This is a genomic window from Streptomyces hebeiensis, assembly GCF_052983195.1.
On record NZ_CM129812.1, the window covers coordinates 6,760,867 to 6,786,339 of the forward strand.

The following is a 25,473-nucleotide window of genomic DNA, read 5'->3' on the forward strand; positions in this document are numbered from 1 at the left end:
GCGAGGGTGTTGACTCGCTCACCATCCGTGACGGAGCATCGCCTATGCCTCGCGGGCCGGCGATGTCGCCGGAGCCCGGGGTGTCGAGATGCCGTAGTGCAGTCGAACGGGGGCCGTCGTGCCAGGGGGCTATCTCACGGTGGACGAACTGACCGCCCGGGCCACGACGCTGGCCACCGCTCATCCCGGCCGGGCCGTCCTGCGGTCGATCGGGAGGTCGAGGGCCGGCGAGCCGATACGGGTGCTCTCCGTGGGGCACGGCAGCCGGGACGTGCTCGTCGTCGCGGGGCCGCACGCCAATGAACCGATCGGCGGGGTCACCGCGTTGCGGCTGGCCCACTACCTGGCCCGGGCCGGCCGCCCGGGCGGGCCGTCGGCGAGGGGGCCGTACGGCCCCTGGATCTCCGACACCACCTGGCACTTCGTCCTCTGCCTCGACCCCGACGGGGCCCGCCGCAACGAGCGGTGGCTCAAGGGCCCGATGACCTTCGCCCACCACTACCGCCACTTCTTCCGCCCCGGTTTCGCCCGGCAGCCGGAGTGGCTGCCCACCGAACCGGGCGCGGTGCCCATGCCCGAGACACGGGCCCTGCTCCGGCTCCAGGACGAGTTGCGGCCGTACCTCCAGTGCTCCCTGCACGGGGTGGACGTCGGCGGCAGCTTCGTCCAGCTGACCCGGGAACTGCCCGGACTCGCCGATCATCTGAACCGGTCCGCGGCCGAGTTCCGGATCCCCGTCGAACGCGGGCCCTACGACGCGTTCTTCTGGCCGAGCCCCGGTCCGGGCGTCTACGACATGCCGCGGCCCCAGGAGGCCGACCAGTTCCTATCCCTGCCCGCGGCCACCGCGACATCCACCTGGTTGCGTCCGCACCGCTACGGCACTCTCACCGCCGTGGTCGAAGCGCCGATGTGGGCCGTCGAGGAGGTCGGCGACACGGCGCCCCACCCGGACCCGCACGGCGCCCTGGAGGACATCAGCCGCCGACTGCGCGAGGACGCCCGGCTGCTGGCCGGGCTCCTGGAACGCGTGCGTCCGGCCCTCACCGCCGCCACGGCGCCGCTGCTCGCACCGGTCGAGGAGTATCTGGCCGTCTGCCCCGGCCTGGCGGACGAGTGGGCTCCCGAAGGCCCTCTCGGCGGGACGGGCGGCCCGGAGGACGGGGACCTGCCGTTGAACCGGGCGCGGATCATGGCCCTGCGGATCGCCGCACAGCGGCTCGTCGTCCGCACGGCGGGCCTGCTGGGACAGATGTCCGCCGGTGCGTCCGAGGCTCCGTCCGCACCGGCCGCCGACGGCCCGTCCGTCCCGGAGCCGGAGGACGTACGGACCACCCTCGACCGCTTCCTCACCCGGCGCTGCGCCGCCTTCGAGGTTGACTGCGGGGCGCGCTGGATACCCGTGCACGACCAGGTCGAGCACCAGTTCAGGACGGTCCTCGCCGTGGCCGAACTCGCCGCCCGCTCGAGTGAGCCGAAAGCCGTACGAACGTGAGGTCCGCCTCCGCCCCCGCCTCCGCCTCCGTCGGCTCCGCAGAGGCCGCCGACGCCGCGACTCGCGCGCACGCGACGACGCCTTCTACGCCCAAACTCGTCGATGCGCAGTCGAACGGCCGAAATAGTCGCTATCCAGGCTCGCCCGGTCCGCCGCGGAGTACCCTCACCACGGTGACCCGAGCACCGCTCACCTGCGCGATCCGATGACAGCCGAGAAGACGATGCGTGAAGACCAAGCCCGTGAACGGGGAGGTAGGCCGGTGCACCGCCCGGAGTCCGAAGGCACCCTCCCGCTGCTGGAGCGCGAGCCCGAACTCGCCGCGGCGGCACACGCCGTGGACGCGCTCTGCGGGGAATCGCGTACCGGGGGACTGCTCGTCTACCGGGGTGCCGCCGGGCTCGGCAAGACGGCGCTGCTCTCCGAGGTGCGCCGGCTCGCGGACGGCCGCTGCGCCGTGTGGTCCGCGCGGGGCGGCGAGGCCGTCACCCCCGTACCGTTCCACGTCGTACGGCAGTTACTGCTGCCCGCCTTCTCAACCGCGGGACCGGCCGGGGAGCCCCTGGACGCGCGGGACCTGCTCGGCGGCCGGTACGAGATCGCGGGCCCCGCGCTCGGCATAGCGCCGCCCGGTGAGCAGCACGCCGACCCGCAGGGCGTCCGGGACGCGCTGGACGAGCTGGTCCTGCGCCTGACCGAGGTGCACGGGCCGTTCGTCCTCGTCGTCGACGACGCGCAGTGGGCCGACCTGGAGACCCTCGCCTGGCTCGCCTCCTTCGCGCAGCGCCCGCTCGGCGCGCAGCCCGTGCTGGTCGTCGTCGCGTACCGCACGGAAGAGGCCGTGGGGGAGGCCGTACGGCATCTGCACACGCTCGGGATGGCGGCCAAACTGGTGGTCAGCCTGCGTGCCCTGACCGCCGACGCCACCGCCGGGCTCACCCGGGCCGCCCTCGGCGAGGAGGCGGACGACCCGTTCTGCCGCGAGGTGTGGGCGGTGACCGGCGGCAACGCGTACGAGACGGTCGAACTGCTCGCCAAGGTGCGGGACGCCGGGCTCGCCCCGGTCGAGGAGTCCGCCGACCGGCTGCGGGCGCTGGGCGCCTCGGCGCGCGGCCAGGGACTCATCGCCCGGCTGGAGGAACTGGGCACGGCGACCACCCGGTTCGCCTGGGCCGCCGCGATCCTGGGCACGGACATCTCGCTCGACCTCGCGGTCTCGCTGGCGGGGATGAGCCACGAGGAGGCCGACGAGTGCGCGGAGCGGCTGCGGGCCGCGCGCATTCTCGTCGGCACGGACCCGCTCGAATTCGTCCATCCGCTGATCGCGGGGGCCATCTACCGCGCCATTCCCTCCGGTGTCCGCACCGCGATGCACGGCCTGGCCGCCTGGGCGGTGACCCGCAGCGGCAGGGGCGCGGCGGCCGCCGCACCGCACCTGCTCGAAGTGCATCCGGACGGCGACGCGGAACTGGTCGAGCAGTTGCGCGAGGCCGCCGCCGAGCACCTCGCCGTCGGGGCGCCCGACGCCGCGCGGCGCTGCCTCGAACGCGCCCTGACCGAACCGCCGTTGGATCACGTCCGCCCCATCGTGCAGTACGAACTGGGCTGCGCCACCCTGCTCACCTCGCCCGCCACCACAGTCGCCCATCTGCGGGCGGCGCTGGACACCGGGCACCTGGACGACTCGCTCCGCGTGGACGTCGTCTTCCGTCTCTCACAGGCCCTCATCCACAACAACCAGGCCGGGGACGCCGCGCACGTGGTAGCCACCGAAGCGGCCCGCGCCGAGCCCGGACCCGACCGGATGCGGCTCCAGGCCGCGCACTTCCTGTGGGAGGGAGTGCAGGCGGTCGAGGAGGACGGGCCGGGGCGTTCGCGCAGGCTGGCCCGTACGGCGGAGGGGATCACCGGGCGCGACAACACCGAGCGCGTCCTGCTGATGCTGCGCGCCTTCGACGGCACGGCCCGGGGCGAGAACGCCGAGGAGGTCGTCCAGATCGCGGACCGCGCGCTGGTGGACGGCGGTCTTCCGGCCGGCATCGGCTGGACCGACGCCGCGTGGGGCTTCGAACCACCGGCCCTGCTGGGCCTCTCGTACGCCTTCGCCGACCGGCTCGACCGCGCGGAGAGCCTGTTCACGGAGGCGCTGCGGGCGTTCGAGATCTCCGGCTGGAGCGGCGGCCACCTCGCCTTCGCGCACGCGCTCGTCGGATACGTGCACCGCAGGCGCGGCCGGCTCGCGGACGCCGAGACGTATCTGCGCGAGAGCCTGCGGCTGGCCGACCGGGTGGGCGACGGGCTGCCCATGCACTGGGACGCCGCCTGCATGCTCATCGACACCCTGCTCGCGCGCGGCCGGGTCGACGAGGCGCACGAGGCCGCCGAACGCTACGCGTTCACCACGCCCTACTCGTCCTCGATCGTCATCCCCGACGCGCCCTCCGTGCGCGGCCGGCTGCTGCTCGCGCTCGGCCGCAAGCGGGAGGCCGTCGCCGAACTCGAAGCGGCCGGACGGGCGTTGACGTCCCGGGGCCGGCACAGCGTCGTCATGGCCCCCTGGGCGTGCGACCTGGCGCTGGCGCTCGCGGACGAGGACCCGGACCGGGCCGCCCGGCTCGCCTCGTACGCCCGCGACCGCGCCGAGCGCTTCGGCACGCACACGGCCATCGGTATCGCCCTGTGCTGCGCGGCGTCCCTGAAGGAGGACCGCGAGTCGCGGATCGCACTGCTGGGACAGGCGGTGGCGCACCTGGAGTCCTCGCCGTGCGCGTACGAACGCGCCGCCGCGCGGATCGAGTACGGGATCGCGGCCGGCTTCCCGGCGGAGCTGTCCTGCGGGCTGGAACTGGCGGAGAGCTGCGGCGCGGACGGGCTGGCGCGGCGGGCGAGGACGGCGCTGGAGGCCCGGCACGCGCAGCGCTGACCGGCCGGGCCCATGGAGGTGCGGGGCGCTGACCGGGCGGCCCCGTGGGGGTGCGGGGCGCTGACCGGGTGGGTCGCCCGGCACGCGTGGCTCAGGCGCGCGCGAGCAGTTCCAGCGTGTCGACGACCCGGTTCGAGAAGCCCCACTCGTTGTCGTACCAGGCCACCACCTTGACGTGCCTGCCGTCGACGCGGGTCAGGGCCGAGTCGAAGATCGACGACGCCGGGTGGCCGGTGATGTCGCTGGAGACCAGCGGCTCGTCGGCGTATTCGAGGATGCCCTTGAGCTCACCGTCCGCGGCGCCACGGTAGGCCGCGAGCACCTCGTCGCGCGTGACCTCGCGGGAGACCGTCGTGTTCAGCTCCACGATCGAACCGACCGGGACCGGCACGCGGATCGAGTCGCCCGACAGCTTGCCGTCGAGGTTGGGCAGCACCAGACCGATGGCCTTGGCGGCACCGGTGGTGGTGGGCACGATGTTCACCCCGGCGGCGCGGGCCCGGCGGGGATCGCGGTGGGGCCCGTCCTGGAGGTTCTGTTCCTGGGTGTAGGCGTGCACCGTCGTCATGAAGCCGTGCTCGATGCCCGCCAGGTCGTCCAGCACGGATGCCAGGGGGGCCAGCGCGTTCGTGGTGCACGAGGCGTTCGAGACGATCACGTGCTCGGCGGGGTCGTAGATGTCCGTGTTGACGCCGTAGGCCAGTGTGACGTCGGCTCCGTCGGAGGGAGCGCTCACCAGGACGCGGCCGGCGCCCGCGCGGAGGTGCGCCCGGGCGGCGGTGGCCGCGGTGAAGCGGCCGGTGGACTCGAGCACGATGTCGACGCCGAGTTCCGCCCACGGCAGGTCGGCGGGCTCGCGTTCGGCGAGCACCTTGACGCGGCGGCCGTCGACCACGAGCTCGGCTCCGTCGACCTCGACGGAGCGGCCGAAGCGGCCGAGCGCGCTGTCGTACTTGAGCAGGTGCGCGAGGTCGGCTGGGGCGGTGAGGTCGTTGACGGCGACCACGTCGAGGTCGCTGTCGCGCTCGGTCAGGGCGCGGAGGGTGTTGCGTCCGATGCGGCCGAATCCGTTGATGGCGACGCGGGTCATGGCGGCTCTGCCTTCCAGGTCGTGGGTCTGCGCCGGGCGTGCGTCGATGCCGTGCTCATGCGCTGGTCATGAACGCACTGGTGAGGAATGCGCTGGTCATGCGGCACGATCGTGGAGCCGGGGGTGCTGAGGGCGGCTCCACTCGTTCCGCCTCTCCAGCGTCGCCATCCGGATCCCGGACCGGCAGTGGCCTGAACGCCATGACGCGCAAGGATCCCGCCAGGCTGCCACGCCGCGCCAAGGACAAGGGGAGGGCCGGCGGGCTCAGGGCGAGAAGGTGTGCCGGTACTCCGTGGGGGAGATGCCGAGAATGCGGTGGAAGTGCAGACGCAGATTCGCACCGGTGCCGAGCCCCACCCGGGCGGCGATCCGCTCCACCCCCAGATCGGTGCGTTCGAGCAGTTCGCGTGCCAGGTCCACGCGCGCCCGGAGCACCCACTGCATCGGCGTGTAGCCGGTGTCCTCCACGAACCTCCGCGAGAAGGTGCGGGCCGACACCCGCGCGTTGCGGGCCAGGGTCTCCAGGGTCAGCGGTTCGGCGAGGTGCGCCAGGGCCCACTCACGCGTGCTCGCGAACAGGTCGCCGAGCGGCTCCGGCACGCTCCGGGGCACGTACTGCGCCTGCCCTCCGCTGCGATAGGGCGCCGCCACCAGCCGCCTCGCCACATGGTTGGAGAGTCCCACGCCGTGGTCGCGCCGCAGCAGGTGCAGGCACAGGTCGATGCCGGACGCCGCGCCCGCCGACGTCAGCACGTCGCCCTCGTCCGCGAACAGCACGTTCTCGTCCACCAGCACGAGCGGATGCCTTTCGGCCAGCGCCTTCGTGTAGTGCCAGTGGGTCGTCGCCCGTTTGCCGTCGAGCAGGCCCGTGGCCGCCAGTGCGAAGGCCCCCGTCGAGATGGCCGCGAGCCGGGCCCCCCGCGCGTGGGCGGCCAGGAGGGCGCCGACGACCGCGGCCGGCGGCTCCGTCGTCGCCGGCTCCCGGTAGCCGGGGATGAAGACGGTGTCCGCGTGCGCCAAGCCTTCGAGGCCCTCGGCCACGTGATAGGAGAGGCCGTCGCCGCCGGTCACCGGTCCGGGCGCGGGGCCGCACACGCGTACCTCGTACGGCATGCTCGGCCGGTTGGAGAAGACCTGCGCCGGGATGCCGACGTCGAGCGGCTTCGCGCCTTCGAGCACGAGTACGGCTACGCGATGGTTCTCGTGACCCAACGGGCCTCCTCCGACTTTCCTCCCGCGGTCGCACGGACGCACGGGCGACCGGGCCCGCGGGCCCGGTCATGATCGTGCGCCCACGACCGTGCGCCCATGACCGTGATGACGTCTACCGCAAGCATCCTGCCACTGCCCGACGACACGGATCCCGTCCTCCGGGCGGACGGCGCCGCTCGGACGGCACGTCCTAGACTCGGGCTCGTCCGGGTGGCAGGGCAGGCCCCGGCCGCACCCGTACCGCCCAGCCCCTCGCGACAGGAATCCGGATCCCCTTGTCCCACGAAACCGACCGCTCCGATCTGCGGGCCGACTGCGGACGCTGCGCCGGGCTGTGCTGCGTCGCGCTGGCCTTCTCGGCCTCGGCCGACTTCCCGGTCGACAAGGCCGCCGGCGACGCCTGCGGCCACTTGGCCGCGGACTTCCGGTGCGGTGTCCACCCGGAGCTGCGGGAGCGCGGCTACCGGGGATGCACGGTGTACGACTGCTTCGGCGCGGGCCAGAAGGTCTCGCGCGTCACCTTCGAAGGAGCGGACTGGCGGCGTGATCCGGCCGCCGCCCGGCGGATGTTCGCCGTGCTGCCGGTGATGCGGCAGCTGCACGAGGTGCTGTGGTACCTCACCGAGGCCCTCACGCTGGAGCCCGCGCGTCCCCTCTACGGCGAGCTGCGCCGCGAGCTGGAGGAGACCGAGCGCCTGACGCGCACCACCGACGCCGAAGCCCTGCTGGCCCTGGACCCGGCCGCCCGGCGGGCCGCCGTCAATCCGCTGTTGCTGCGCACGAGCGAGCTGGTGCGGGCGCAGGTCCGGGGCAGGAAGAAGAACCACAGGGGGGCCGACCTGTTCGGGGCCCGGCTGATGGGCGCGGACCTCAGGGGCGCCGATCTGCGCGGGGCGTATCTGATCGCCGCCGATCTGCGGGGCGCCGACCTGCGGCTGGCCGACCTGATCGGGGCGGACCTCAGGGACGCCGATCTGCGGGGCGCCGACCTGACGGGCAGTATCTTCCTCACCCAGTCCCAGACCAACGCGGCCAGGGGCGATGCCGCCACCCGGCTGCCGGGCCCGCTCAGCCGCCCGGGCCACTGGCGGACGCCCGACGGCCCCGCCACCGTCGCCGTACGAGGAAGAGGGAGGCCGCCGCGGCACAGGCCGCGCCGGTGAGGGCGGCGGGCACCGGAACGCCGGACAGCGCGCCCTCGCCGCCCTCGCCGCCCTCGTCCCCGGAGGCGAGGGCGTGCGTCGGCGGGGATGCGGACGCGGTACCGGGGCGCGAGCCGGGCGTCGAGGACGCCGGGGGAGCGGTCCGCACCGCCTGCGCGACCGGCCCCGGCTCCGGGCCCGCCTTCGCCGGCCGCGGCGGGAGAGGGGGCGGCGGGGGCTGGAGCGAGCCGACCGGCGCCACTTTGCCGTCGGCCTTGAAACCCCAGTCCAGCAGCTCCCTCGCCTCCTCGTACACCGCGCCCGACCAGCCCGACTGCGGGTTCATCACCGAGACCACCAGCGTGCGCTCACCGTGCCGGGCGGCCGCGATCAGGGTGTAGCCGGCGCCGGAGGTGTACCCGTTCTTGACGCCGATCAGGCCGGGATACGGTTCGATGCCGTCCTCGCCGCTCAGCAGCCGGTTCGTGTTGTGGATGCCGTACATGTAACCGTCGCCGGGGAACAGCGCGTCGCGGGTGGAGCTGTACCGGACGAACGCGGGAGAGGCCAGACCCGTACGCCCGAACACCGCCAGGTCGAACGCCGAGGACACCTGCCCGGGCGCGTCGTAGCCGTCCGGCGAGACGACGTGCGTGTCCAGCGCCCCCAGGAGCTTCGCCTTCTCCCGCATCTGGGCGACGGTGGCGTCGACGCCACCGTTCATCGCGGCGAGTGCCCGCACCGCGTCGTTGCCGGAGCTGAGGAACACGCCGCGCCACAGGTCCGCCACCTCGTACTCCAGCCCCGGGGCGATACCGACCGTGCTGCTGTTGGGGCCGATGTCGTCCAGCTCGGCGTCGGTCACGGTGTGCCGGCCGTGTTCCGGCAGCCGGGGCAGGGCGGTGAGGGCGAACAGGGTCTTGAGCGTGCTGGCGGGGGGCAGTTCGAGATGGGCGTTGTGCGCGGCCAGCACGTCACCCGTACGGGCGTCGGCGACCAGCCAGGACAGGGCGGACAGCTCCGGCGGCCGGGGCACGCCCCGCGCGGGCCGCACATGGGTGCCGGGCCGGTGGAGCAGCCTGCGGTCGACGAGGGTCCCCCGGGCCACCGAAGGAGAGGCGGCCGGGGCTCCCGGGCCGGCGGACGTCGAGGCGCCGGGGGAGGGTCGCGCCCCGAGCGGGAGCGGGAGCCCCGAGGTGCGGGAGACGGCGGTGCCGTGCGGGCCCGCCGAGCCGGGGAAGACGAAGAAACTCGCGCCGCGCGTGGCCGGATCGGCACGGGGATCCGCGGCGGCCGGCGCGGACGCGGGCAGGAGGACGAGCAGGCCGGTGGCGAGGAACACCGCCGTCGCGAGGAGCGCGGAGGGCGCGGAGTGCGTGGTGCGGGCGGAGAACCCGCTACGGACGAGGTGTGCGGTGCGGACGGAGCGCGCGGTGCGGACGAGGCGCGCGGGGCTCGGGCGCGGCACGGATCTGAAGCACATTCAGCCACCGTAGGAACGGTCCGCGCCGCGCGCACCGCCGCCTGAGCCGTCCGGACGTATACGCCACCCGCCCCGGCGCGCCGGGTTGAGCGGGCGGCGGTCGAGCCCTCCGCGTACGGTGCGTGACCACGATGACTCCGCACCCGAACGGGTGATGGAAGGCGCTGGGGTCAGAGAGGCGCGGTCTCCGGAGCCGCTCCAGGAGCCGCCTTCAGGCCCGCGTCGTGACCGAGCGCGTCGAGCAGTTCGAGCCGGTCGGCGGCAGCGGTACCGGGCGCGGCGGAGTACGCGGTGATCCTCAGATCGCACCCCGGTACGGTCAGCGTGTCGCACTCCAGGGTCAGGGAGCCGGCCTCCGGGTGCCGGACGGTCCTGACGGTGGTGTCGTGGAGGCCGGTGATACGGGAGTTCCACAGCACCGCGAACCGGCCGCTGACCCGGCGCAGTTCCCCGATCAGGAAGCGGAGCCGGACGTCGGTGGGGTAGTGGACCGTCGCCGCCCGGAGGTCGGCGACCAGGGCCGCCTCGAAGCGGGCCTCCTGCTCCGGGGTGTACGTGATCCGGCCGGGCACGCCGGTGAAGTGGTGCCAGGCGGCGTTGCGGTCCCGCCCGGAGGCCGCCGCCGGGTCGCCGAGGAGCGCCGCCCAGAGCGGGTTCCAGGTGATCAGGTTCCAGGCCGCGTCGTGCACTCCGAGCGGGGTGCCCGGCAGCCTGCCGAGCAGCCGCCGCACGCTGGCGGGGACGCGGTCCGGCACGCGCCCGGTGCCGGGCGGCGACTGCCCGGCGAGCAGGAAAAGGTGTCCGCGCTCGTCGTCGGACAGGCACAGGGCGCGCGCCAGCGCGGTGAGGACCTGGACGGACGGGGAGGTCGCCCGGCCTTCCTCCAGCCTGGCCAGGTAGTCCTCGGACAGGCCGGTCAGCCGGGCCAGTTCCGCGAGCCGCAGCCCGGTCCCGGAACCGGCCTCGGACACGGACCCGGACCTGGCCTCGGACACGGATCCGGAACCGGCCTCGGACCCGGACCCGGGAACGGCGCCGGGCCGCGGGTGCGGCTCGGCCCGGGGAAGCCCGGCCTCGGCCGGTGTCATCCGCTCACGCCAGCGGTGCAGGGCGATGCCCAGCTCTCCGTGTCGGGTCATGCAGTCAGTATCGGGTCGGTCGCCGGGACCTGCCTGATACCGCTCGGTACCTTCCGGATGTCCCCCTCCGGCACCAGCGCGCAACCCGCGCCCCATACCCGAACCCGGCCCGGGGCAAAAGGCGTTGCGAGTACGCGCCAACCTTTCCCAACCTGCCATGATGCCGACTACGGTTGATCCTGGAAGATTGAACCGGGGGGACGGCCGGGGGGGGGGAGCTGGGCATGCTGGATCCGTTGTCCGTGGCGGCGATCACCGCTGTGGTGGGTGCCGTCGGCGCGGGGATGGGCAACGAGGCCGGGAAATGGGCCTGGGAATCCCTCGGCGGCCTGTGCCGGCGCGCGCTGGGACGGGAGGTGACCGCGCCCACGAGCGGGGCCGAGGTGGCGGCCGTGGCGGAGCAGATCCATCAGGCGCTCAGGACCGACCCAGCGCTCGCCCGGGCCTGGGAGGACTTCGCGCGGGCCGCTCCCGGCCCCGCCTCCGTCGGCACCGCCCGGGCGGTACCGACCCTGCCGCCCTCCATACGTTTCTTCACCGACCGTGAGGGCCCGATGAGGGTTCTTCGGCGGGAGGCCGGCCGCAAGCCCGACGGCCGGCCCCGGGTCGCGCTGGTCCATGGTCCCGAGGGCATCGGGACGAGCGAGCTGGCCGTCCACTGGGGCTGCCGGGAAGCCGCCCGTTATCCGGGCGGGCAGCTGTACGCGGACCTGCGCGGTGCCTCGTCCGGCACGGCCGTCGGCTCGGCCGAGGTGCTGCGGAGCCTGCTCCGGCAGCTGGGCATGGACCAGGAGGAGATTCCGCCGGGCGCGGCGGACCGGCGGGAGGCGTTCCGCCGTTGCCTGACCGGCCGACGGGTTCTCGTCGTCCTCGACCACGCCTACTCGGCCGCGCAGGTCAGACCGCTGCTGACCTCGGCTCCCGAGGTGTTCACCGTGGTGGTCGCCCGCCACCTCCTGCCGGGACTGGACGCCGTACCGGTCCCCGTCGGCCCGCTGTCCGAAAGCGATGCCCGGCGGTTGCTGACCAGACTTGTGGGCAAGGAGACCCTGGCCGGGGCCAGGGCCGTACTGCCCCGGGTCCTGGAGCGGTGCGGAGGCTCGCCGTTCGCGCTGCGGGCGGCCGTGCCCGACCTGTCCGACCCGCACCGGCTGGAGGAGGTACCGACCATGCCAGAGAGTGGTCCCCCGACCGGGAGCGGTCCCGTTCGCGCCGCGGCCGAGCGCGCGTACCGCATGCTGGAGCCGACCGCCGCCAGGGTGTACCGGCTGATGGCGCAGCGCGAGTGGCCGGCTTTCGCCGCCCCGGTCGTCGCGCACACGGTGGGCATGTCGGAGGGCGAGGCGGCCCGGCACCTCGGTGAGCTGGCCGACCGGCGGCTGCTGGAGCCGGTGGAGGCGGACCCGGACACGGACCCGGTGACGACCGGCCAGGACGGCAAGGACGGGGACGGGGAGCGGGCCCGTTACCGCTACCGGCCCTCGATACGCGGTCATGCCGTGGAGGCGGCCTTCCACGAGGACGGCATCGCGGGCTGCTCGGCGGCCGTGGCGGGATCGGTGCGGTGGTATCTGGACTTCGCCGTTCGGGCCCGGCTCGCCGCCCTGCCGGGCTCCTGGGGGCTCGGGCCCCGCTTCGAGGCATCGGCGCGGGACGCGTCCCCGTACGGATCGGAGGGCGAGGCGCTGACAGCGTTGCGGGCCGAGCGCGGCAACCTGATCGAAGCGGTCCACGCGGCGGAGGAGTTCGGCGACGCCGACTCCGTCTACCAGCTGTGCCAGGCGCTCTGGCCGCTCCAGCTCAAGGCGGGGCACCACGACGAGCTGCTGCCCGCCCTCCGGGCGGGCGTGCGCGTGGCCGAGGCGCGGCACCCGGGCAGCCGCATGGCCGGCCGGATGCACTCGCTGCTGGGCCTGGACCTGATGGAGCTGCGGCGGTACGAGGAGGCGGAGGCGGAGCTGTCCGCCGCCGCCGAGGCCGAGAAGGACGCCGGGCACGCGCGCGGCCATGCCTCAGCCGTCGAGTCCCTGGGACTCCTGCGGCTGCGGCAGTGGCGCTTCAGGGAGGCGTACGGCTGCTTCGACGAGGCGGCCGGGATTCTCGCCGGCATCGGGCCGGGCGACGAGGGGGAGCGGGACCTGCCGCGCGCCCATGCCCTCCTGGAGCGGCACCGCGGCCGGGCGCTGCGCGGCCTGGGCCGCTTCACCGAGGCCCGCGAGCGGCTGGAGAACGCGCTGCGGTACTTCTGCGGTTGTGGTGACGCCTACAACGCGGCCCGGAGCCTCACCGATCTCGCCGAGGTCGCTCTGGACGCGGGGGACGCGAGCGGCGCCCTGCCGCTGATCGACCGGGCGACGGAGATGCTGGACGAGGAGAAGGCGGCATACCACCTCATTCATCTGAGGTCGCTGCGCGCGCGGTGCGTGAACTCGCTGGACTGACCCGGAACGAGGCCGCCCGCCCGACGCGGGCCCGGACCCGGGCGCGGCTCACGGAACGTCGGTCGGTGTCGCCGGGGTGATGGAGGTGACAGAGACCCGATGCGCGCACGCGCCGTCGGCCCTCGCGCCGTCGGCCGTCGTTTCGGTCTCGGTTCCTGTGCCGGTCCCGGTCCATACGGTCATCCCGCTCGCGGCCAGGTCCCGAAGGCTCTTGCCCGCCGCCAGCCAGGCGTAGAGGGCCGAGGCGAACAGGGCGGGATCCGCGGACCGGGGGACCTCGGCCCCGGGAGCGCCGTCGAGAAGGACCAACGGGCCGCCCCGGGCCCGGGCGACGCAGCGGCCGTCATCGGTGACGAAGGCCGCCAGGCCGCATTCCGGCATCCGGTCCAGTACCTCGGCCGTCCACCGGCCCGGGCCGCCGAACCGTACGTCGTCGGCCGCGCCGTAGCGGTAGATCACATCCGCCAGGGCGAGCACGCCCGGGTCCCGGGTGTCCTCGTGCACGGCCAGGTGCGCCTCGCCCTCGCCCGGCGGTGGCGACACCGGGTCCGCGTACCGGCTCACCTCGATTTCGCCGGCTCCCGGCAGCCGCGTCGTCACCCGCATCGGAGCGGTCCGTTCCACGCGCTCGTACGCGGGGAGCGACAGCGGATCCAGCAGCGCGGGCTCCGGCGGCTCGGGGATGCCGATCAGTTCGTAGAAGTGCCGTCGCAGCAGCGCCGCCGCTCGGCCCGGGACCGAGGAGACGAGTTCGGCGGGACCCCGTGGCGGCCCCGATCCGTCCAGCACGCTCTCCAGTTGGGTCCTGAGCGGCACATGGGGCACGAGACGCGGCGCCTGCCGCACGAACGAGGCCACGGGGGAGCCGGCGTCGAGCAGGCCGGCCGAGTCCACGCCCATCAGGACGGGAATGCCGAGCGCCGCCGCGTAGTAACTGACCGATCCGGCGTCCCCGATGACCACGTCCGCCGCGATCAGCGCCTGGCGCCAGCTCGTCACCGGATCGACCAGCGCGAGACCACCGCGCCGCGCCCGATCCAGCCAGGCACGGATCTGGCCGGGGCCGTGGCCGTACCAGATGTTGGGGTGCAGGACGGCCGCCGAGCGGTACTCGTCCGCGGGCAGTTCGGACGTCAGCCGCGGCAGCAGGGACGGCAGCACGTCCGCGCCGCCGCCGTCCCCGAACAGGGACGAGGGGTTCCAGGTCGAGTTGAGGAGGACGAGACGCTGGCCGGGGCGCAGGTCCAGGGCCCGGCGGAAGCGTTCGCGGTGGCGGCGGGCGGCCGCCATCCGGTCGAAGCACGGATCGCCCGCGAGTACGGCGGTGGGCGCCGCGTCGGGACACGCGGCACGCAGCCGGTCGAGCTGTTCGGGGTGGGAGAGGACCATCGCGTCGGCGACGGGGGAGCCGTCCACGAGCAGCCACTCGGGGGAGAGTCCGAAGACGGGCGGCGCGGCATCGGGACGCGCACCGGGATCAGGGCCGGCCTCGGTCTCGGCCTCGGGCGAGAGGCGCCCGGTGTCCGGTGTCCGGTGTCCGGTGTCCGGTGTCGCCAGCCTCTTATTGTAGCCAACACCGTGCGAGAGAACGGTCAACTTCCCCTGTATCCGGTGGAGTTCGCCGCCGAAGCTCGCGGAGATCGCCAGATCCACCGGGAGCCCGAGCGCCTGCTCCCACGGCAGTACCGGAAGGCCGGTCTCCGCCAGCAGTTCCCGCACCCCCGCCTGGAACGGTGACGAACCCGTGCAGGTGGCCAGCGCCTGTATCCGGAAGTCGTCCCGGAACAGCGGCAGGACGTCCAGCAGCCGGGTCGCGGAAGTGACGTTGTGTACGACGAAGAGCACGCGCTTGCAGCGTCCCCGGGTCGTCCACCGTGTCGAGTCGGCCCCCACCGGCACCCGTATCCAGCCGGTCCCTCCCTCGCTCAACCGCTCTCTCCCCGTGTCGCCATCGGCCGTCGTCACGTCACCGCTCCGGGTGCCCGGACACGATAGCCGCGTCACCGTACCCAGCGCGCTCGCCGGGTACGAGGCCGCCGCGGCAATCACGATGGGTGCCGATTCGAAAGCGCAGCGTGCAAACGCGCGAGTCTATGCCCGATGGTGTGGCCTGCGCGCGAGGTTCCGGGAATATGCCGATGTGGCGATCCGATCGGACTAAGCTCTCGCGAAGTGCGCAGAGTTGATACGTAATCAGGCACTTGTTCCTATGTGTCTCGATCATTTGTATATGACCGATCAGCATTGACCGCCAGAAGGCTTACATGGTTCGTGACGAAATCCCCCCGAAAGATCAAGAGTCCGCAGTTGCCCGCGTGTTGGTCATCCCCGTCCTCCTGGCGGCGGCCGTCACGGTCGGCACCGCGTCCCTGGTCACCGAATCCGCCCGGATACCTCTGATCTGCTACGGCGTGGCCGCCACTGTCGTCGTCGCCTGGTACGCCCGGGCGCTGCACCGGCGCGCCGGGGCCGCACGCGCGATCCACGAGGGCTACGGGCACCGGATCGCCCGACTGGAACGGCGCCTGACCGAACAGGACGAGGCGACGGTCCGGCTCGGCAAGGAGCTGATGCCGGTCGCGGTCCACCGGCTGCGCCAGGGCGAATCACCGGCCGAGGTGATGCGCGCCGTCGTGGACGGTGACGAGCGGTACCGCGGACTGCCCGACGCCCAGCGCTCCCTGCTGCTGTCCGTCCTGGACCTCGCCGACGACGAGGACGCCATGCGCGAGTCCGCGCAGCGCGCCTTCGTCAACATCGCCCGGCGCGTGCAGGCGATCGTCCACCAGCAGGCCAGCGAACTGCGGGCGATGGAGGAGGCGCACGGCCGTAACCCCGAGGTCTTCGACGACCTGCTGCGCATCGACCACGGTACGGCGCTCATCGGCCGCCTCGCCGACAGCATCACCGTGCTCGGCAAGGCGCGTCCCAGCCGCCAATGGCCCAAGCCCGTACCGCTGTTCAGCGTGTTGCGCGGGGCGATGTCCCGGATCCTGGAGTACCAGCGCGTCGACCTGCACTCGATCGCCAAGGTCGCCGTCGTCGGCACGGCGGTCGAACCGCTCATCCACGCCTGCGCCGAACTCCTCGACAACGCCACCCGCTACTCACCGCCGCAGACCCGGGTCCACGTCACCGCAGTCGAGGTGCAGACGGGCATCGCCATCGAGATCGAGGACGGCGGTGTCAGCCTCAGCGAGGAGGCGCGGCGCCGGGCCGAGCGGATGCTCGCCCAGGCCCAGCTCGGACTCGGCCTCAAGGACCTCGGCGACACGCCCAGGCTCGGCATGGCCGTGGTCGGCCGGCTCTGCCAGATGCACAACCTCCAGGTCTCGCTGCGGCAGTCGGCGTACGGCGGGGTCCGGGCCGTCCTCATCGTGCCGCACGACATCATCACCACCGGGCCTGCGCCGGGCATCGCCCACGGCATCGGCGCCGCCGCCCTGCCCCGGGCCGCCGACGACCTGCCCACCAAGGACGTGCTGCGCCCCGCCAACCGAAAGCCCCGGCCGGTCACCGGCCCGCAGCGCACGGTGCCCCTCCCGGCCGGAATGGACGACGACGTACCGGTGGTGACGGAGTGGACCGAGAACGGCCTGCCCCAGCGCCGCAGCCGTGGCCGTGCCCCGCTCGGCTCCCACAACCTGGGTGCCGCGCGCTACGGAGCGGGCTCCTCGTCCTCCGAATGGCAGCAGGGCTCCCCGGCCGGCGGCCACCGCGGCGACACCCGCGGTCCCGCCGCGGCGGGCGGACCGGCCGTCGGCTCCGTCAACGGTCACGCGTCGGCCGGTCCGGACCGGCTGAACGGTAACGAGAGCGGCCGAGTACGGGGCCCGGACCACGGCGACGGCGCGGCCGCCGGGACCACCGGGCCCGTACCGGGGGCCGGGTCCATGACGGGGTCCGGGTTCCAGGCGCCGGACGGCAGACCGGGCCCCGGCGTCTGGCTCGAAGCGTTCACCAAGGCGGTCAACGGCACCCCCCACGAGCCGTCCACCGGTACACCGTCCACCGGTACGGGGGAGGTCGCGGGGCAGCCCGGTGACCAAGGCGATTCCGATGACACGTGGGGCAAGGGAGATCTGAAGTGATCCAGCAGCGGGCGAACTTGGACTGGATGCTGAAGGAACTGGCCGACGGAGTACCGCAGATCCAGCAGATCGTGGTGCTCTCGGCGGACGGACTCCGGATCGCCCGGCACGGTGGCGACCCGGACGTCGCAGACCGGCTCGCCGCGGCCTGCGCCGGGCTGCAGAGCCTGGCCGCCGCCGTCGCCGTCGAGATCCCGCACAGTGACGGACGGATGCGGATGGTCGTCATCGAGATCGACGGCGGCTTCTTCTACCTGATGGAGGCCGGGACCGGCGCGTATCTCGCCGTCCTCACCGACGACACGGTGGACGCCGGCCTGGTCGGCGCCCGGATGCGGGACATGGTCGTCCGGATCGGTGCCCACCTGACGAGTCCGCCCCGCCATGACGGGCAGGCCGGATGACGCCGCCCCCACATCCCCGGAGGGAGCGACGGAGCCCGGAGATCGCGGATACGGAGGCGGCGGACCCGGAGCGGCTGTACGTGATCACCGGTGGCCCGGACGGGACCGAGCGGGCACCGCTCGACCTGGTCACCATGATCGTGGCACGGGAGCCGGCGTCACCGACGGTGCCCCCGGAGCAGGCCGCGATCGTGCGCCTGTGCCGCGCCCCGCTCTCCGTGGCCGAGATCTCCGCCTACCTCAGTCTCCCGTTCAGCGTGGTGACCGCGCTGCTGACCGAACTCCTCGCGACCGAACTGGTCGAGTCGCGCGCGCCCATCGCGCGCGCCGCACTGCCCGACCGGTCCCTTCTCGAAGCGGTGATGCATGGACTTCAGAAACTCTGACACGATCACAGGGCCCCGGACCGAGGACGTCCTGCCCACCACGGCGACCTCCGCCGTCAAAGTGGTGATCGTGGGCGGCTTCGGCGTCGGCAAGACGACGATGGTGGGATCGGTCAGCGAGATCCGCCCCCTCACCACCGAAGAGACCATGACCCAGGCCGGCGTCGGCGTGGACGACAACTCCGGGGTGGAGAGCAAGACGGCGACCACCGTCGCCATGGACTTCGGCCGCATCAGCATCACCGAGCAACTGGTCCTCTACCTCTTCGGCACGCCCGGCCAGGAGCGCTTCTGGTTCCTGTGGAACGGGTTGTTCGAGGGCGCTCTCGGGGCCGTCGTCCTGGTCGACACACGGCGGCTCGAGGTCAGCTTCGACGTGATCGGCCGCCTGGAGGAGCGAGGCGTGCCGTTCGTCGTCGCCGTCAACACGTTCCCCGACGCGCCGCATCACCCCGTGGAGGCGCTGCGGGCGGCCCTGGACCTGCCCGACGAGGTCCCGATGGTCGACTGTGACGCGCGGCTGCGGGCGTCGAGCCGTGATGTCCTGCTGACCCTCATGCGCTACCTGCACTCGCTGGCGCTACCGCTGGGCTGACCGACGCACGCCCATGCCGCGGCCGGGCCGACGGACACGCACGCCGACGCCGCGGCCGGGCCGACCGGCCATGCCGCCGTTGCCGTGCACGCCCGACGCCCGCACGCCGGCGCCGCCGTTGCCGCCCCACCACACCCCAACTCTCCCTGCTCGATTTTTGGAGCGACCGACCGTGACCACCCCCTTTTCCCACCGACCCGGATCGGACGACCGCGCGGCGCCGCCGCCCGGCTGCCCGGCCCATGGCCTGGACATCAGCGGCATGGGCCTCGGCCCGAACGGTGTGCGACGGCTGTACGGGCCCGAGGCCGAGAAGGACCCCATGGGCCTGTACGAGAAGCTGCGCGCCGAGCACGGTCCCGTCGCCCCCGTACTGCTCCAGGGCGACGTACCCGCCTGGCTGGTCCTCGGGCACAGCGAGAACCTGCACGTGACGCGCACGCCCTCGCAGTTCTCCCGAGACTCCCGGCGCTGGCGGGCCCTGCACGACGGCACCGCGCCGCCCGACCATCCGCTCGCGCCCATCTTCACCTGGCAGCCCATCTGCGTCTTCGCGGACGGCGCCGAGCACGAGCGGCTGCGCGGAGCGGTCACCGACTCGATCGGGCGCATCGACCACCGGGGCGTCCGGCGCTACATCAACCGTCACAGCAACCGGCTCGTCAACGACTTCTGCCGGGACGGCAGGGCCGATCTCGTCAGCCGTTTCGCCGAGCACCTGCCGATGATGGTCATGGCACAGATCATCGGCATGCCCGAGGAGTACAGCGAGCGCTTGGTGCAGGCGGCCCGCGACATGATCAAGGGCACCGAGACGGCCAACGAGTCCAACGAGTACGTGATGTCGGTGCTGCGCCGGCTGGTGACGCGCCGCCGGGCCGTACCCGAGGACGACTTCGCCACCTGGCTGACCGAGCACCCGGCCGGGCTGAGTGACGACGAGGTCAGCCAGCACCTGCGGCTGGTGCTCATCGCCGCCTACGAGACCACCGCCAACCTGATCGCCAACGTCCTGCGGATGGTGCTCACCGACCCGAGGTTCCGCGCCCGGCTGAGCGGCGGCCATATGACGCTGCCGGAGGCGGTGGAGCAGACACTGTGGGACGAGCCCCCGTTCACCAGCATCTTCGGCCGGTGGGCGGTCGGGGACACCGAGCTCGGCGGACAGCGCATCAAGGCCGGCGACGCGCTGATCGTCGGTATCGCGGCGGCCAATGTGGACCCGGTGGTGCGGCCTGAGCCGAGCGCCTCGATGCGGGGCAACCGGGCCCATCTCGCCTTCAGCGGCGGCCCGCACGAGTGCCCGGGCCAGGACATCGGACGGGCCATCGCCGACACCGGCGTCGACGCCCTGCTGATGCGGCTGCCGGACGTCCAGCTCGCGGTGGAGGAGCACGAACTGCGCTACCGCGGCGCGCTGATGTCACGCCAGCTGCTGGAACTTCCCGTGACGTTCGCCCCGAGGCCGCCGCAGGACGTGACCGTACCGCCCAGCGAGGCGGTCGTCGTACCGCCCCCGCGGGAGTGGCGGGTTGCTTCGCCGCCCCCGGGGGCCGTACCGGGGGAGCGGCCGATGCCGGTGCCCGCTGACACGGCCGGTGCCACCGAGGCCGCCTCGGCGCGCACGGCGACGAGCGCGGAGGCGGGTGCGGCACCGGGCGCCTCGGCAGTCGTGCCGACGGCCGTACCGACGGCTGTGGACCCGGGGCCCGCCCCCGGGGCCGCCACCGACTCCGCGTCCGTTCCCGCGTCTTCGGCGATCCCTCGGCAGCACACCGACAGCGCGCCCGTCCGGGCCTGGCGGTTCGTCACCCGCTGGTGGAAGGGGTAGTGAGTCCCTGAGAGGCGGGCGGGGGCGTACGACCGTACGGCCCCGCTCCCCCTCCCGGCTTCAGGAGAGCGCCGCCGCGACGTCCGCGCGCAGGTCCGGGAGGTCCCCGTACAACACGGTGCCGGGGCACTCGGTGGCGAGCCAGTCACGGTGGCCGCTGATCATCTGGACGTCCTTCGTCACGCCGTTGACCGGGTTGACGAAGGTGACGGCGGCCCGCGGATCGAAACCGTGGTAGTCGGTCAGGGACGCCAGCAGCGTGGTGAGCGACTGGCGGGCGGCGGCCGTCGGCCCCTGGCCCTCGAAGGTTCCCAGCAGGGCGATGCCGAGGTTGCCCGAGTTGTAGCCGGCGGTGTGGAAGGCGGTGACCGCCTTCCCGCCCGCGTCATGGGCCGGGATGCCGTCCGCGCCCGTGTAACGGCCCTCGTAGACGCGGCCGGCCTCGTCGATCAGGAAGTGGTAGCCGATGTCGCCCCAGTCGTTCACGATCGCGTGCAGGTAGTAGTACGCCCGGATGGTGGCCGCCGGGTCCGTGTCACCGTTCGCGCCGGCCGTGTGATGCACGGTCAGCGTCTGCGCCGGGTAGTAGGTCTGCGGTGAGTTCTCGCTGCCGTCGGGCTTGAAGCGCAGGGACTCGTCGGCGCCCCACTCGGCCCGGGTGATGATGTCCAGGCCCGGGAACGGCTGCGCCCGCGCGGCCAGGGAGACGTCGACGGCCGGACCGTTCACGGTGTCGATCGCGGTGGTGCGAACGTCCGTCGCCCCGTCCGGCAGGCGGAGCTCGTACCCGGCGGCCCCGCCGACCGGCACCAGTGCGCGGACACTCCTCGCCGGATCCCCGGCACCCCCGTCGGCCCCGGCCGCACAGACCGGTCGCAGCGCCGTCCACGCGCCGCGGCCGCCGTCCCGCTGGAGCAGCCTGATACCGGCGCCCCGCCGGGGCCCGCTCCAGTCGACCGCGACGTACTCGATGGGAAAGTCCGCCCGCACGGCGCGCGCCGCGGCGCCGGTGACGCGCTTCGCGCGCGTACGGGGAACGCGGGTCGTCCGCATCCGAGGGGCGGCCACGGCCGGTGCCGCCGAGCCGATCGCCGGTACAGCGGCGACTCCGGCCGCGACTCCGGCGGCGACACCGGCCGCTCGGAGAACGGAACGGCGGGGCAAGGCAGGTTCGCGAAGCACGGTTGATCCCCTTCGGGTTGCTCGTAACACCGGGACTCTACACACGCGGTGGTGCTCAGCCGTCCCTTCAGCCACACCAACGCCTGGCAAAGTCAACGGTGTTGGCGCGAGTGGTGTCAGCGCACGCCGTCCAACTGGTCCCACCACCACGCGATCGTGGGGAGCGGCAGCGGCTCCAGGCTGTCGTCGGCCGGCTGCCGCTTCCACCATCCGCCGGGGGGCGACTGCGGCCCCGTCGGCACGGTGTAGCGGGGGCAGTGGGTCGCCCAGTCGAGATGTCCGCGGACGAACTGCCCCAGTCCCTTCACATAGCGGCGCAGGCCGTCGTCCGCTTCCTCGAGCACCTGTGCGGTCAGCCGGCCGAAGAGCACCATCACCCGGTCCCGCATCGACACCGCCCGGACGAGGGCCTGGCGCGGCTCGCAGTCGTGTTCCTGGCACAGCACATCGATCAGGTTGAGGTCGTCACCGGCCCGCAGGAGTTCCTTGTTGCGGGAGTAGAGATCGTTGTCCCAGCTCACCAGAGTCCAGGTGATCTCGGTCAGGGCCCGTACCCGGGGATCCTGCATGTCCTTCTCCGCCACCGAGAAACCGCCGACCACTTCGATCATCGCCGTGGACGGAGCCATTCCGATGGCTCGCATCCACAGCGTGACGTAATCGTCCACGGAGGGCAGCCGCGGGTTGCGCCGCCAGGACGCCTCCCACACGAGTCCCGAGGTGTAGATCCGCATGGCGTCGGTCACCCTGCGCACCTGGAGCGGCGTGGCGAACCGTTCCAGTTCCCGCCGGAGCCCGCGCAGCGCCGTCGCGTGCGGCGAATCGCCGGCCGCGTAGGAGTCCGGCGCCTCGACGGCCCGCATGATGCGCGAGGTCTCCTGAGCCAACAGGTCCGCGGTGGCCTCGGATTCGTCACACACTCCGTCGTCCAGGGAGAACAGGACGGCGTGGAACTTCGACATCAGCGTGAGCGGCCCGAGTTCTCCGTACGGCATGGTCGAGGCGGTCAGTCCGCCGAAGTCGCACACTTCGAGCCGTTTGACCTGGCGTTCGTCGGTGTCCAGGCGCTGATGGAGCATCCACCGTACGGTCTGCTCGTTGAGCGCCCCGCGCGCCGGGTGCCGGGCGGGAGGCACGGGACAGTAGAAGGGCACGGCCGGAAGGCGTTCGGTCGACCCTTGTGCCGAGACATCCGTGATATCCGTGACATCCGAGACGCAGGTCATGATCGGCCTCCTGGCGCGAGGTGAGGGGTGGACGGGGCGTGGGGGATCCGGTGAACGGTGTCATGCGGGTGGAGTGAATATGGCCGAGTCGGATCGCCCTGAACAAGGCAACTGGCCACTAGCTGGCTGGAATTGACTCCTTATGAGCCGGGTTTATCACTTCCGGGGCCGGTGATGCGAGAGATCGGACGGACCGTACGTATGTGCCTGGAGGCGTCTGCTGACTGTTTACCGGTGCCGACTCCGGTGGGCGCGGCGAAAACGCCGTTGTCGGCCGGGCGATTTCGCTGCGACCCGCGTTCGAAACCTCACACTTCCGCCGGGCGTTCCCGTTCGGTCGGGCTACGTCGATCGGAGGAGGCGCGAGCGGTCCGACGTACGGAAAGCCCCGCCACCGGCCCGACCTCTGTGCACTCGACCCATGCCGATCCTCCACGACGACCGCCGGACGCCCGTGGGCCCCTCCCGGGCGCGGACTGACCGGGAGGGGCCCACGGGCCGGGGCGCGCCGCCCCCGTCCCCACGGTGCGGCGCCGACGGGCCGTCGTCTCCGCTCGGACGACGGCCCGCCCGTCATGAGGGCGAGCCCGAGGCGGCTCGCGGGCCGGCGCGCAGGCCCAGGGCGGGGAACACGGAGGACTCGAGGAAGCGGATCAGGTAGTCCTCGTCCGCCTGGCGGCCCTCCACCAGCATCCGGGCGCGCGTGAGGCCGATCAGCTGGGTGGCCACGAACTCGGCCGCGGGGTGGTCGGCGGGGATCTCGCCGCGCGCCACGGCGCGGTCGATCATGGCCTGGATCGCCTCGGCCCCTGGCTGGAGGAGGGTCTCGCGCAGCACCTGGAGCAGTTCGGGGTTCTGCAGGGCCGCGTGGCCGAGCGCGTGCGTCAGGGCGGTGTCGCGGCCCGCCCCCGCGGCGGCCGAACGGGCGACGGCCCGCAGGTCCCCGGCCAGCGAACCGGTGTCGACGTCCGCCAGCCCGACCCCGCGCGTGCCCCGCAGCGCGGCGGCGACGAGCTGGGGTTTCGTACGCCACTGGCGGTACAGCGTGGACTTGCCGCAGCGGGAGCGGGCGGCGACGCCCTCCATCGTCAGCGCGTCGTAGCCGGCCTCCCTGAGCAGGTCGAGGGCGGCCTCGTAGAGCTCCAGCTCCCGTTCCGGCGTGATCTTGGAGCGGCGCTGCGGGGGCGTCATCGTCTCTCCCGGTCGGTCTCTCCCCGCTCGGGCGGGTGATCACGTGTGTCATGGCGCGGGCGTGCGGGGTGCCGTACGCGTCGGCCAGTCTACCGAGCCGCCCGCGTACCGATACGCCAGTGTACCGATACGAACGCGTATCGGTACACTGGCGTATCGATAGGGCGTGGCTCCGGTCGCGCCGCCGCGCCACCGCACCGTCACACCACGACGACGTGCCCGTCCATGCCGAGGAGGCCGGGTGAGCCACGCCCACCGCGCCTGCGGGCCTCCCCCCGTACCGCGAGCCACCACGTCAGCAGCCGCCCGATGAGCGGGGCGACGGCCGTCGCGGTCGTGCTCTCGCTCGTCTCCGCCGTCGCGTACGCCACCGCCGCCGTGGCCCAGGAACGGCTCGCCGCCCGTACCAGGGACCGGACGGCTTCCGGGCCCGGGCTGCTCGCCCTGCTCGGCGGGGGCGCCTGGTGGTGGGCGGTCGCGCTCAACGCGGCCGGTGCGCTGCTGCACGTGGCGGCGCTGACGTACGGGCCGCTCACGGTGGTCCAGCCGCTGGGGGCGCTCACGCTGGTCGCGGCCGTGCCCCTCGGCGCCCGGCGCGCGGGGCGGCGTGTCGGCCGGGACGAGTGGCGGGGGACCGCCTGTACGCTCGTCGGCCTCGCGGTCATCCTGCTGACGGCCGCGGGCGCGGCTCCGGACGAGGTGCTGAGCCTGCCGCGGGCGCTCGGTGTCGCGGGCGTGGCGATGGTGCTGGTGGGAGTGTTGTGCCGGCCGGGTGCCCGGCCCGGACTACGGCACGCGGCGGCCTCCGGCATCACCTCCGGCGTCGCCTCCGCGCTCACTCAGACGGTGACGGTGGCCGCGACGGCTCGCGGGACGAGTGCGTTGCCGCTGTGGCAGGCGGGGGCCGTGGCACTGGTGGTCGCGGCGTTCGCGTCGGGCGGTCTGCTGCTGTCCCAGCGGGCGTACCGCGGCGGGCTGGGCGCGCCCCTCGCGGTCCTCACCCTGGCCAATCCGGTCGCGGCCGCGGTCATCGGGCTCTCGCTGCTGGGCGAACGGCTGCAGGGCGGCACGGCGGGCGCGGGAGCGGCCCTGATGGGGGCGGTCGTCGCGGCACGCGGGGTGGTGCTGCTGACGCGTGCGCCGGTGAACGCGGCCCCGGCCCCGGCCACAGTGCCCGGCCCACGCCCGGGACCGGCCCCCGTGCGGGGCGAGGGACGGGGCCCGGGACCGGGCGGGGACCACGGACCGGCCTCCCCACAGGCGCGGCCGGCGGCACCGGCACGGAAACCTGTTCCGGCACCGCGGTGGGAATCCGTACCGGCGCCGCCGTCACCGGGATCCGAACCGGCGCCGTCACTGGAATCCGTACCGGGGACGGGGCCCGCCCGAGCGCCTGGGACCGCGCGGGCTCGGCGGGTCACCAGGGCCCCGGCCCCCGGTGGCACCACCCGGTCGGCGGTGCCTCGCTTCCCCGTCCGGCGAGCGCCCGTACCGGTCCCGCCGCTCGCCGGCGACGATGCCGACGAGGTGCCGGAGGCCCCGGAAACCGTGCTGCCTCCGGCGCGTCGCCGCGTACGACGGCGCCCCGGGCGGCGGTTTCGCGCCGGGGCGTGAAGTTCCGCTGTGCGCCCGGTTAAGAAAT

At 73.5% G+C, this 25,473-nt stretch carries 17 protein-coding genes and 1 pseudogene; 10 read left to right on the top strand and 8 right to left on the bottom strand.

Going from position 1 to position 25,473, the window contains the following annotated elements:
- The first annotated feature begins 118 nt into the window (after positions 1 to 118).
- Together ACU6P3_RS28980 and ACU6P3_RS28985 are read left to right on the top strand one after the other, a co-directional pair.
- Entirely contained in the window at positions 119 to 1,495 is a 1,377-nt protein-coding gene (locus ACU6P3_RS28980) for a M14 family zinc carboxypeptidase (RefSeq protein ID WP_447194800.1), read from the top strand.
- 262 nt (positions 1,496 to 1,757) lie between these two features.
- On the top strand, positions 1,758 to 4,418 hold the full coding sequence (locus ACU6P3_RS28985) for an ATP-binding protein (protein ID WP_447194801.1): 2,661 nt from the start codon (positions 1,758 to 1,760) through the stop codon (positions 4,416 to 4,418).
- A 91-nt stretch (positions 4,419 to 4,509) separates the two neighbouring features.
- Here the strand turns inward: ACU6P3_RS28985 and gap are convergent, their stop codons facing one another.
- Positions 4,510 to 5,508, bottom strand: a complete 999-nt coding sequence (gene gap, locus ACU6P3_RS28990; protein ID WP_447194802.1) for a type I glyceraldehyde-3-phosphate dehydrogenase — start codon at positions 5,506 to 5,508, stop codon at positions 4,510 to 4,512.
- Positions 5,509 to 5,772: 264 nt separating this feature from the next.
- The gene (locus tag ACU6P3_RS28995; RefSeq protein WP_447194803.1) at positions 5,773 to 6,720 is read right to left on the bottom strand and encodes a GlxA family transcriptional regulator; all 948 of its coding nucleotides are present in this window, start codon (positions 6,718 to 6,720) and stop codon (positions 5,773 to 5,775) included.
- A 275-nt stretch (positions 6,721 to 6,995) separates the two neighbouring features.
- On the opposite strand from ACU6P3_RS28995, the gene ACU6P3_RS29000 reads away from it, so the two are divergent.
- Positions 6,996 to 7,883, top strand: a complete 888-nt coding sequence (locus ACU6P3_RS29000; protein ID WP_447194804.1) for a pentapeptide repeat-containing protein — start codon at positions 6,996 to 6,998, stop codon at positions 7,881 to 7,883.
- Here the strand turns inward: ACU6P3_RS29000 and ACU6P3_RS29005 are convergent.
- On the bottom strand, positions 7,789 to 9,345 hold the full coding sequence (locus tag ACU6P3_RS29005; protein WP_447194805.1) for a D-alanyl-D-alanine carboxypeptidase family protein: 1,557 nt from the start codon (positions 9,343 to 9,345) through the stop codon (positions 7,789 to 7,791). The genes ACU6P3_RS29000 and ACU6P3_RS29005 overlap by 95 nt on opposite strands.
- Positions 9,346 to 9,515: 170 nt before the next feature.
- Complete coding sequence (locus ACU6P3_RS29010; protein ID WP_447194806.1) at positions 9,516 to 10,484, bottom strand: helix-turn-helix transcriptional regulator; 969 nt, start codon at positions 10,482 to 10,484, stop codon at positions 9,516 to 9,518.
- Positions 10,485 to 10,708: 224 nt separating this feature from the next.
- On the opposite strand from ACU6P3_RS29010, the gene ACU6P3_RS29015 reads away from it, so the two are divergent.
- A complete protein-coding gene (locus ACU6P3_RS29015; protein ID WP_447194807.1) occupies positions 10,709 to 12,925 on the top strand; it encodes a tetratricopeptide repeat protein in 2,217 nt (738 codons plus the stop codon).
- A 48-nt stretch (positions 12,926 to 12,973) separates the two neighbouring features.
- On the opposite strand, the gene ACU6P3_RS29020 is transcribed toward ACU6P3_RS29015, so the two are convergent.
- A complete protein-coding gene (locus ACU6P3_RS29020; RefSeq protein WP_447194808.1) occupies positions 12,974 to 14,854 on the bottom strand; it encodes a hypothetical protein in 1,881 nt (626 codons plus the stop codon).
- Between the two features lie 335 nt (positions 14,855 to 15,189).
- On the opposite strand from ACU6P3_RS29020, the gene ACU6P3_RS29025 reads away from it, so the two are divergent.
- The 5 genes from ACU6P3_RS29025 to ACU6P3_RS29045 all read left to right on the top strand — a co-directional run bounded on the left by ACU6P3_RS29025 (position 15,190) and on the right by ACU6P3_RS29045 (position 20,232).
- Positions 15,190 to 17,016 carry a sensor histidine kinase gene (locus ACU6P3_RS29025; protein ID WP_447194809.1) on the top strand — a complete coding sequence of 609 codons (1,827 nt, stop codon included), beginning with the start codon at positions 15,190 to 15,192 and terminating at the stop codon, positions 17,014 to 17,016.
- Positions 17,013 to 17,420, top strand: coding sequence for a roadblock/LC7 domain-containing protein (locus ACU6P3_RS29030; RefSeq protein ID WP_030741536.1), 408 nt, complete (start codon positions 17,013 to 17,015; stop codon positions 17,418 to 17,420). The genes ACU6P3_RS29025 and ACU6P3_RS29030 overlap by 4 nt, the downstream gene beginning before the upstream one ends.
- Positions 17,417 to 17,806, top strand: a complete 390-nt coding sequence (locus tag ACU6P3_RS29035; RefSeq protein ID WP_447194810.1) for a DUF742 domain-containing protein — start codon at positions 17,417 to 17,419, stop codon at positions 17,804 to 17,806. The genes ACU6P3_RS29030 and ACU6P3_RS29035 overlap by 4 nt, the downstream gene beginning before the upstream one ends.
- Positions 17,787 to 18,401, top strand: coding sequence for a GTP-binding protein (locus ACU6P3_RS29040; protein WP_030741532.1), 615 nt, complete (start codon positions 17,787 to 17,789; stop codon positions 18,399 to 18,401). The genes ACU6P3_RS29035 and ACU6P3_RS29040 overlap by 20 nt, the downstream gene beginning before the upstream one ends.
- A 172-nt stretch (positions 18,402 to 18,573) precedes the next feature.
- A complete protein-coding gene (locus tag ACU6P3_RS29045; protein WP_447194811.1) occupies positions 18,574 to 20,232 on the top strand; it encodes a cytochrome P450 in 1,659 nt (552 codons plus the stop codon).
- Positions 20,233 to 20,292: 60 nt separating this feature from the next.
- On the opposite strand, the gene ACU6P3_RS29050 is transcribed toward ACU6P3_RS29045, so the two are convergent.
- The 3 genes from ACU6P3_RS29050 to ACU6P3_RS29060 form a co-directional block, all read right to left on the bottom strand.
- Positions 20,293 to 21,414 carry a peptidoglycan recognition protein family protein gene (locus ACU6P3_RS29050; protein ID WP_447194812.1) on the bottom strand — a complete coding sequence of 374 codons (1,122 nt, stop codon included), beginning with the start codon at positions 21,412 to 21,414 and terminating at the stop codon, positions 20,293 to 20,295.
- Between the two features lie 116 nt (positions 21,415 to 21,530).
- Positions 21,531 to 22,640 (bottom strand): terpene synthase family protein, encoded by a 1,110-nt coding sequence (locus ACU6P3_RS29055; RefSeq protein WP_447194813.1) that lies wholly within the window; start codon positions 22,638 to 22,640, stop codon positions 21,531 to 21,533.
- A gap of 573 nt (positions 22,641 to 23,213) precedes the next feature.
- Positions 23,214 to 23,831 carry a TetR/AcrR family transcriptional regulator gene (locus tag ACU6P3_RS29060; RefSeq protein ID WP_447194814.1) on the bottom strand — a complete coding sequence of 206 codons (618 nt, stop codon included), beginning with the start codon at positions 23,829 to 23,831 and terminating at the stop codon, positions 23,214 to 23,216.
- A 309-nt stretch (positions 23,832 to 24,140) separates the two neighbouring features.
- Here ACU6P3_RS29060 and ACU6P3_RS29065 point away from each other — a divergent pair.
- Positions 24,141 to 25,121, top strand: a pseudogene (locus tag ACU6P3_RS29065) (DMT family transporter); the annotation flags it as partial.
- Positions 25,122 to 25,473: the final 352 nt, after the last annotated feature.

Excerpts from the sequence above, each read along its gene's own strand:
- gap (WP_447194802.1), bottom strand. The coding sequence starts at position 5,508 with ATGACCCGCGTCGCCATCAACGGATTCGGCCGCATCGGACGCAACACC.
- ACU6P3_RS29005 (WP_447194805.1), bottom strand. The coding sequence starts at position 9,345 with ATGTGCTTCAGATCCGTGCCGCGCCCGAGCCCCGCGCGCCTCGTCCGC.
- ACU6P3_RS29010 (WP_447194806.1), bottom strand. The coding sequence starts at position 10,484 with ATGACCCGACACGGAGAGCTGGGCATCGCCCTGCACCGCTGGCGTGAG.
- ACU6P3_RS29015 (WP_447194807.1), top strand. The coding sequence starts at position 10,709 with ATGCTGGATCCGTTGTCCGTGGCGGCGATCACCGCTGTGGTGGGTGCC.
- ACU6P3_RS29025 (WP_447194809.1), top strand. The coding sequence starts at position 15,190 with ATGGTTCGTGACGAAATCCCCCCGAAAGATCAAGAGTCCGCAGTTGCC.
- ACU6P3_RS29035 (WP_447194810.1), top strand. The coding sequence starts at position 17,417 with ATGACGCCGCCCCCACATCCCCGGAGGGAGCGACGGAGCCCGGAGATC.
- ACU6P3_RS29040 (WP_030741532.1), top strand. The coding sequence starts at position 17,787 with ATGGACTTCAGAAACTCTGACACGATCACAGGGCCCCGGACCGAGGAC.
- ACU6P3_RS29055 (WP_447194813.1), bottom strand. The coding sequence starts at position 22,640 with ATGACCTGCGTCTCGGATGTCACGGATATCACGGATGTCTCGGCACAA.
- ACU6P3_RS29060 (WP_447194814.1), bottom strand. The coding sequence starts at position 23,831 with ATGACGCCCCCGCAGCGCCGCTCCAAGATCACGCCGGAACGGGAGCTG.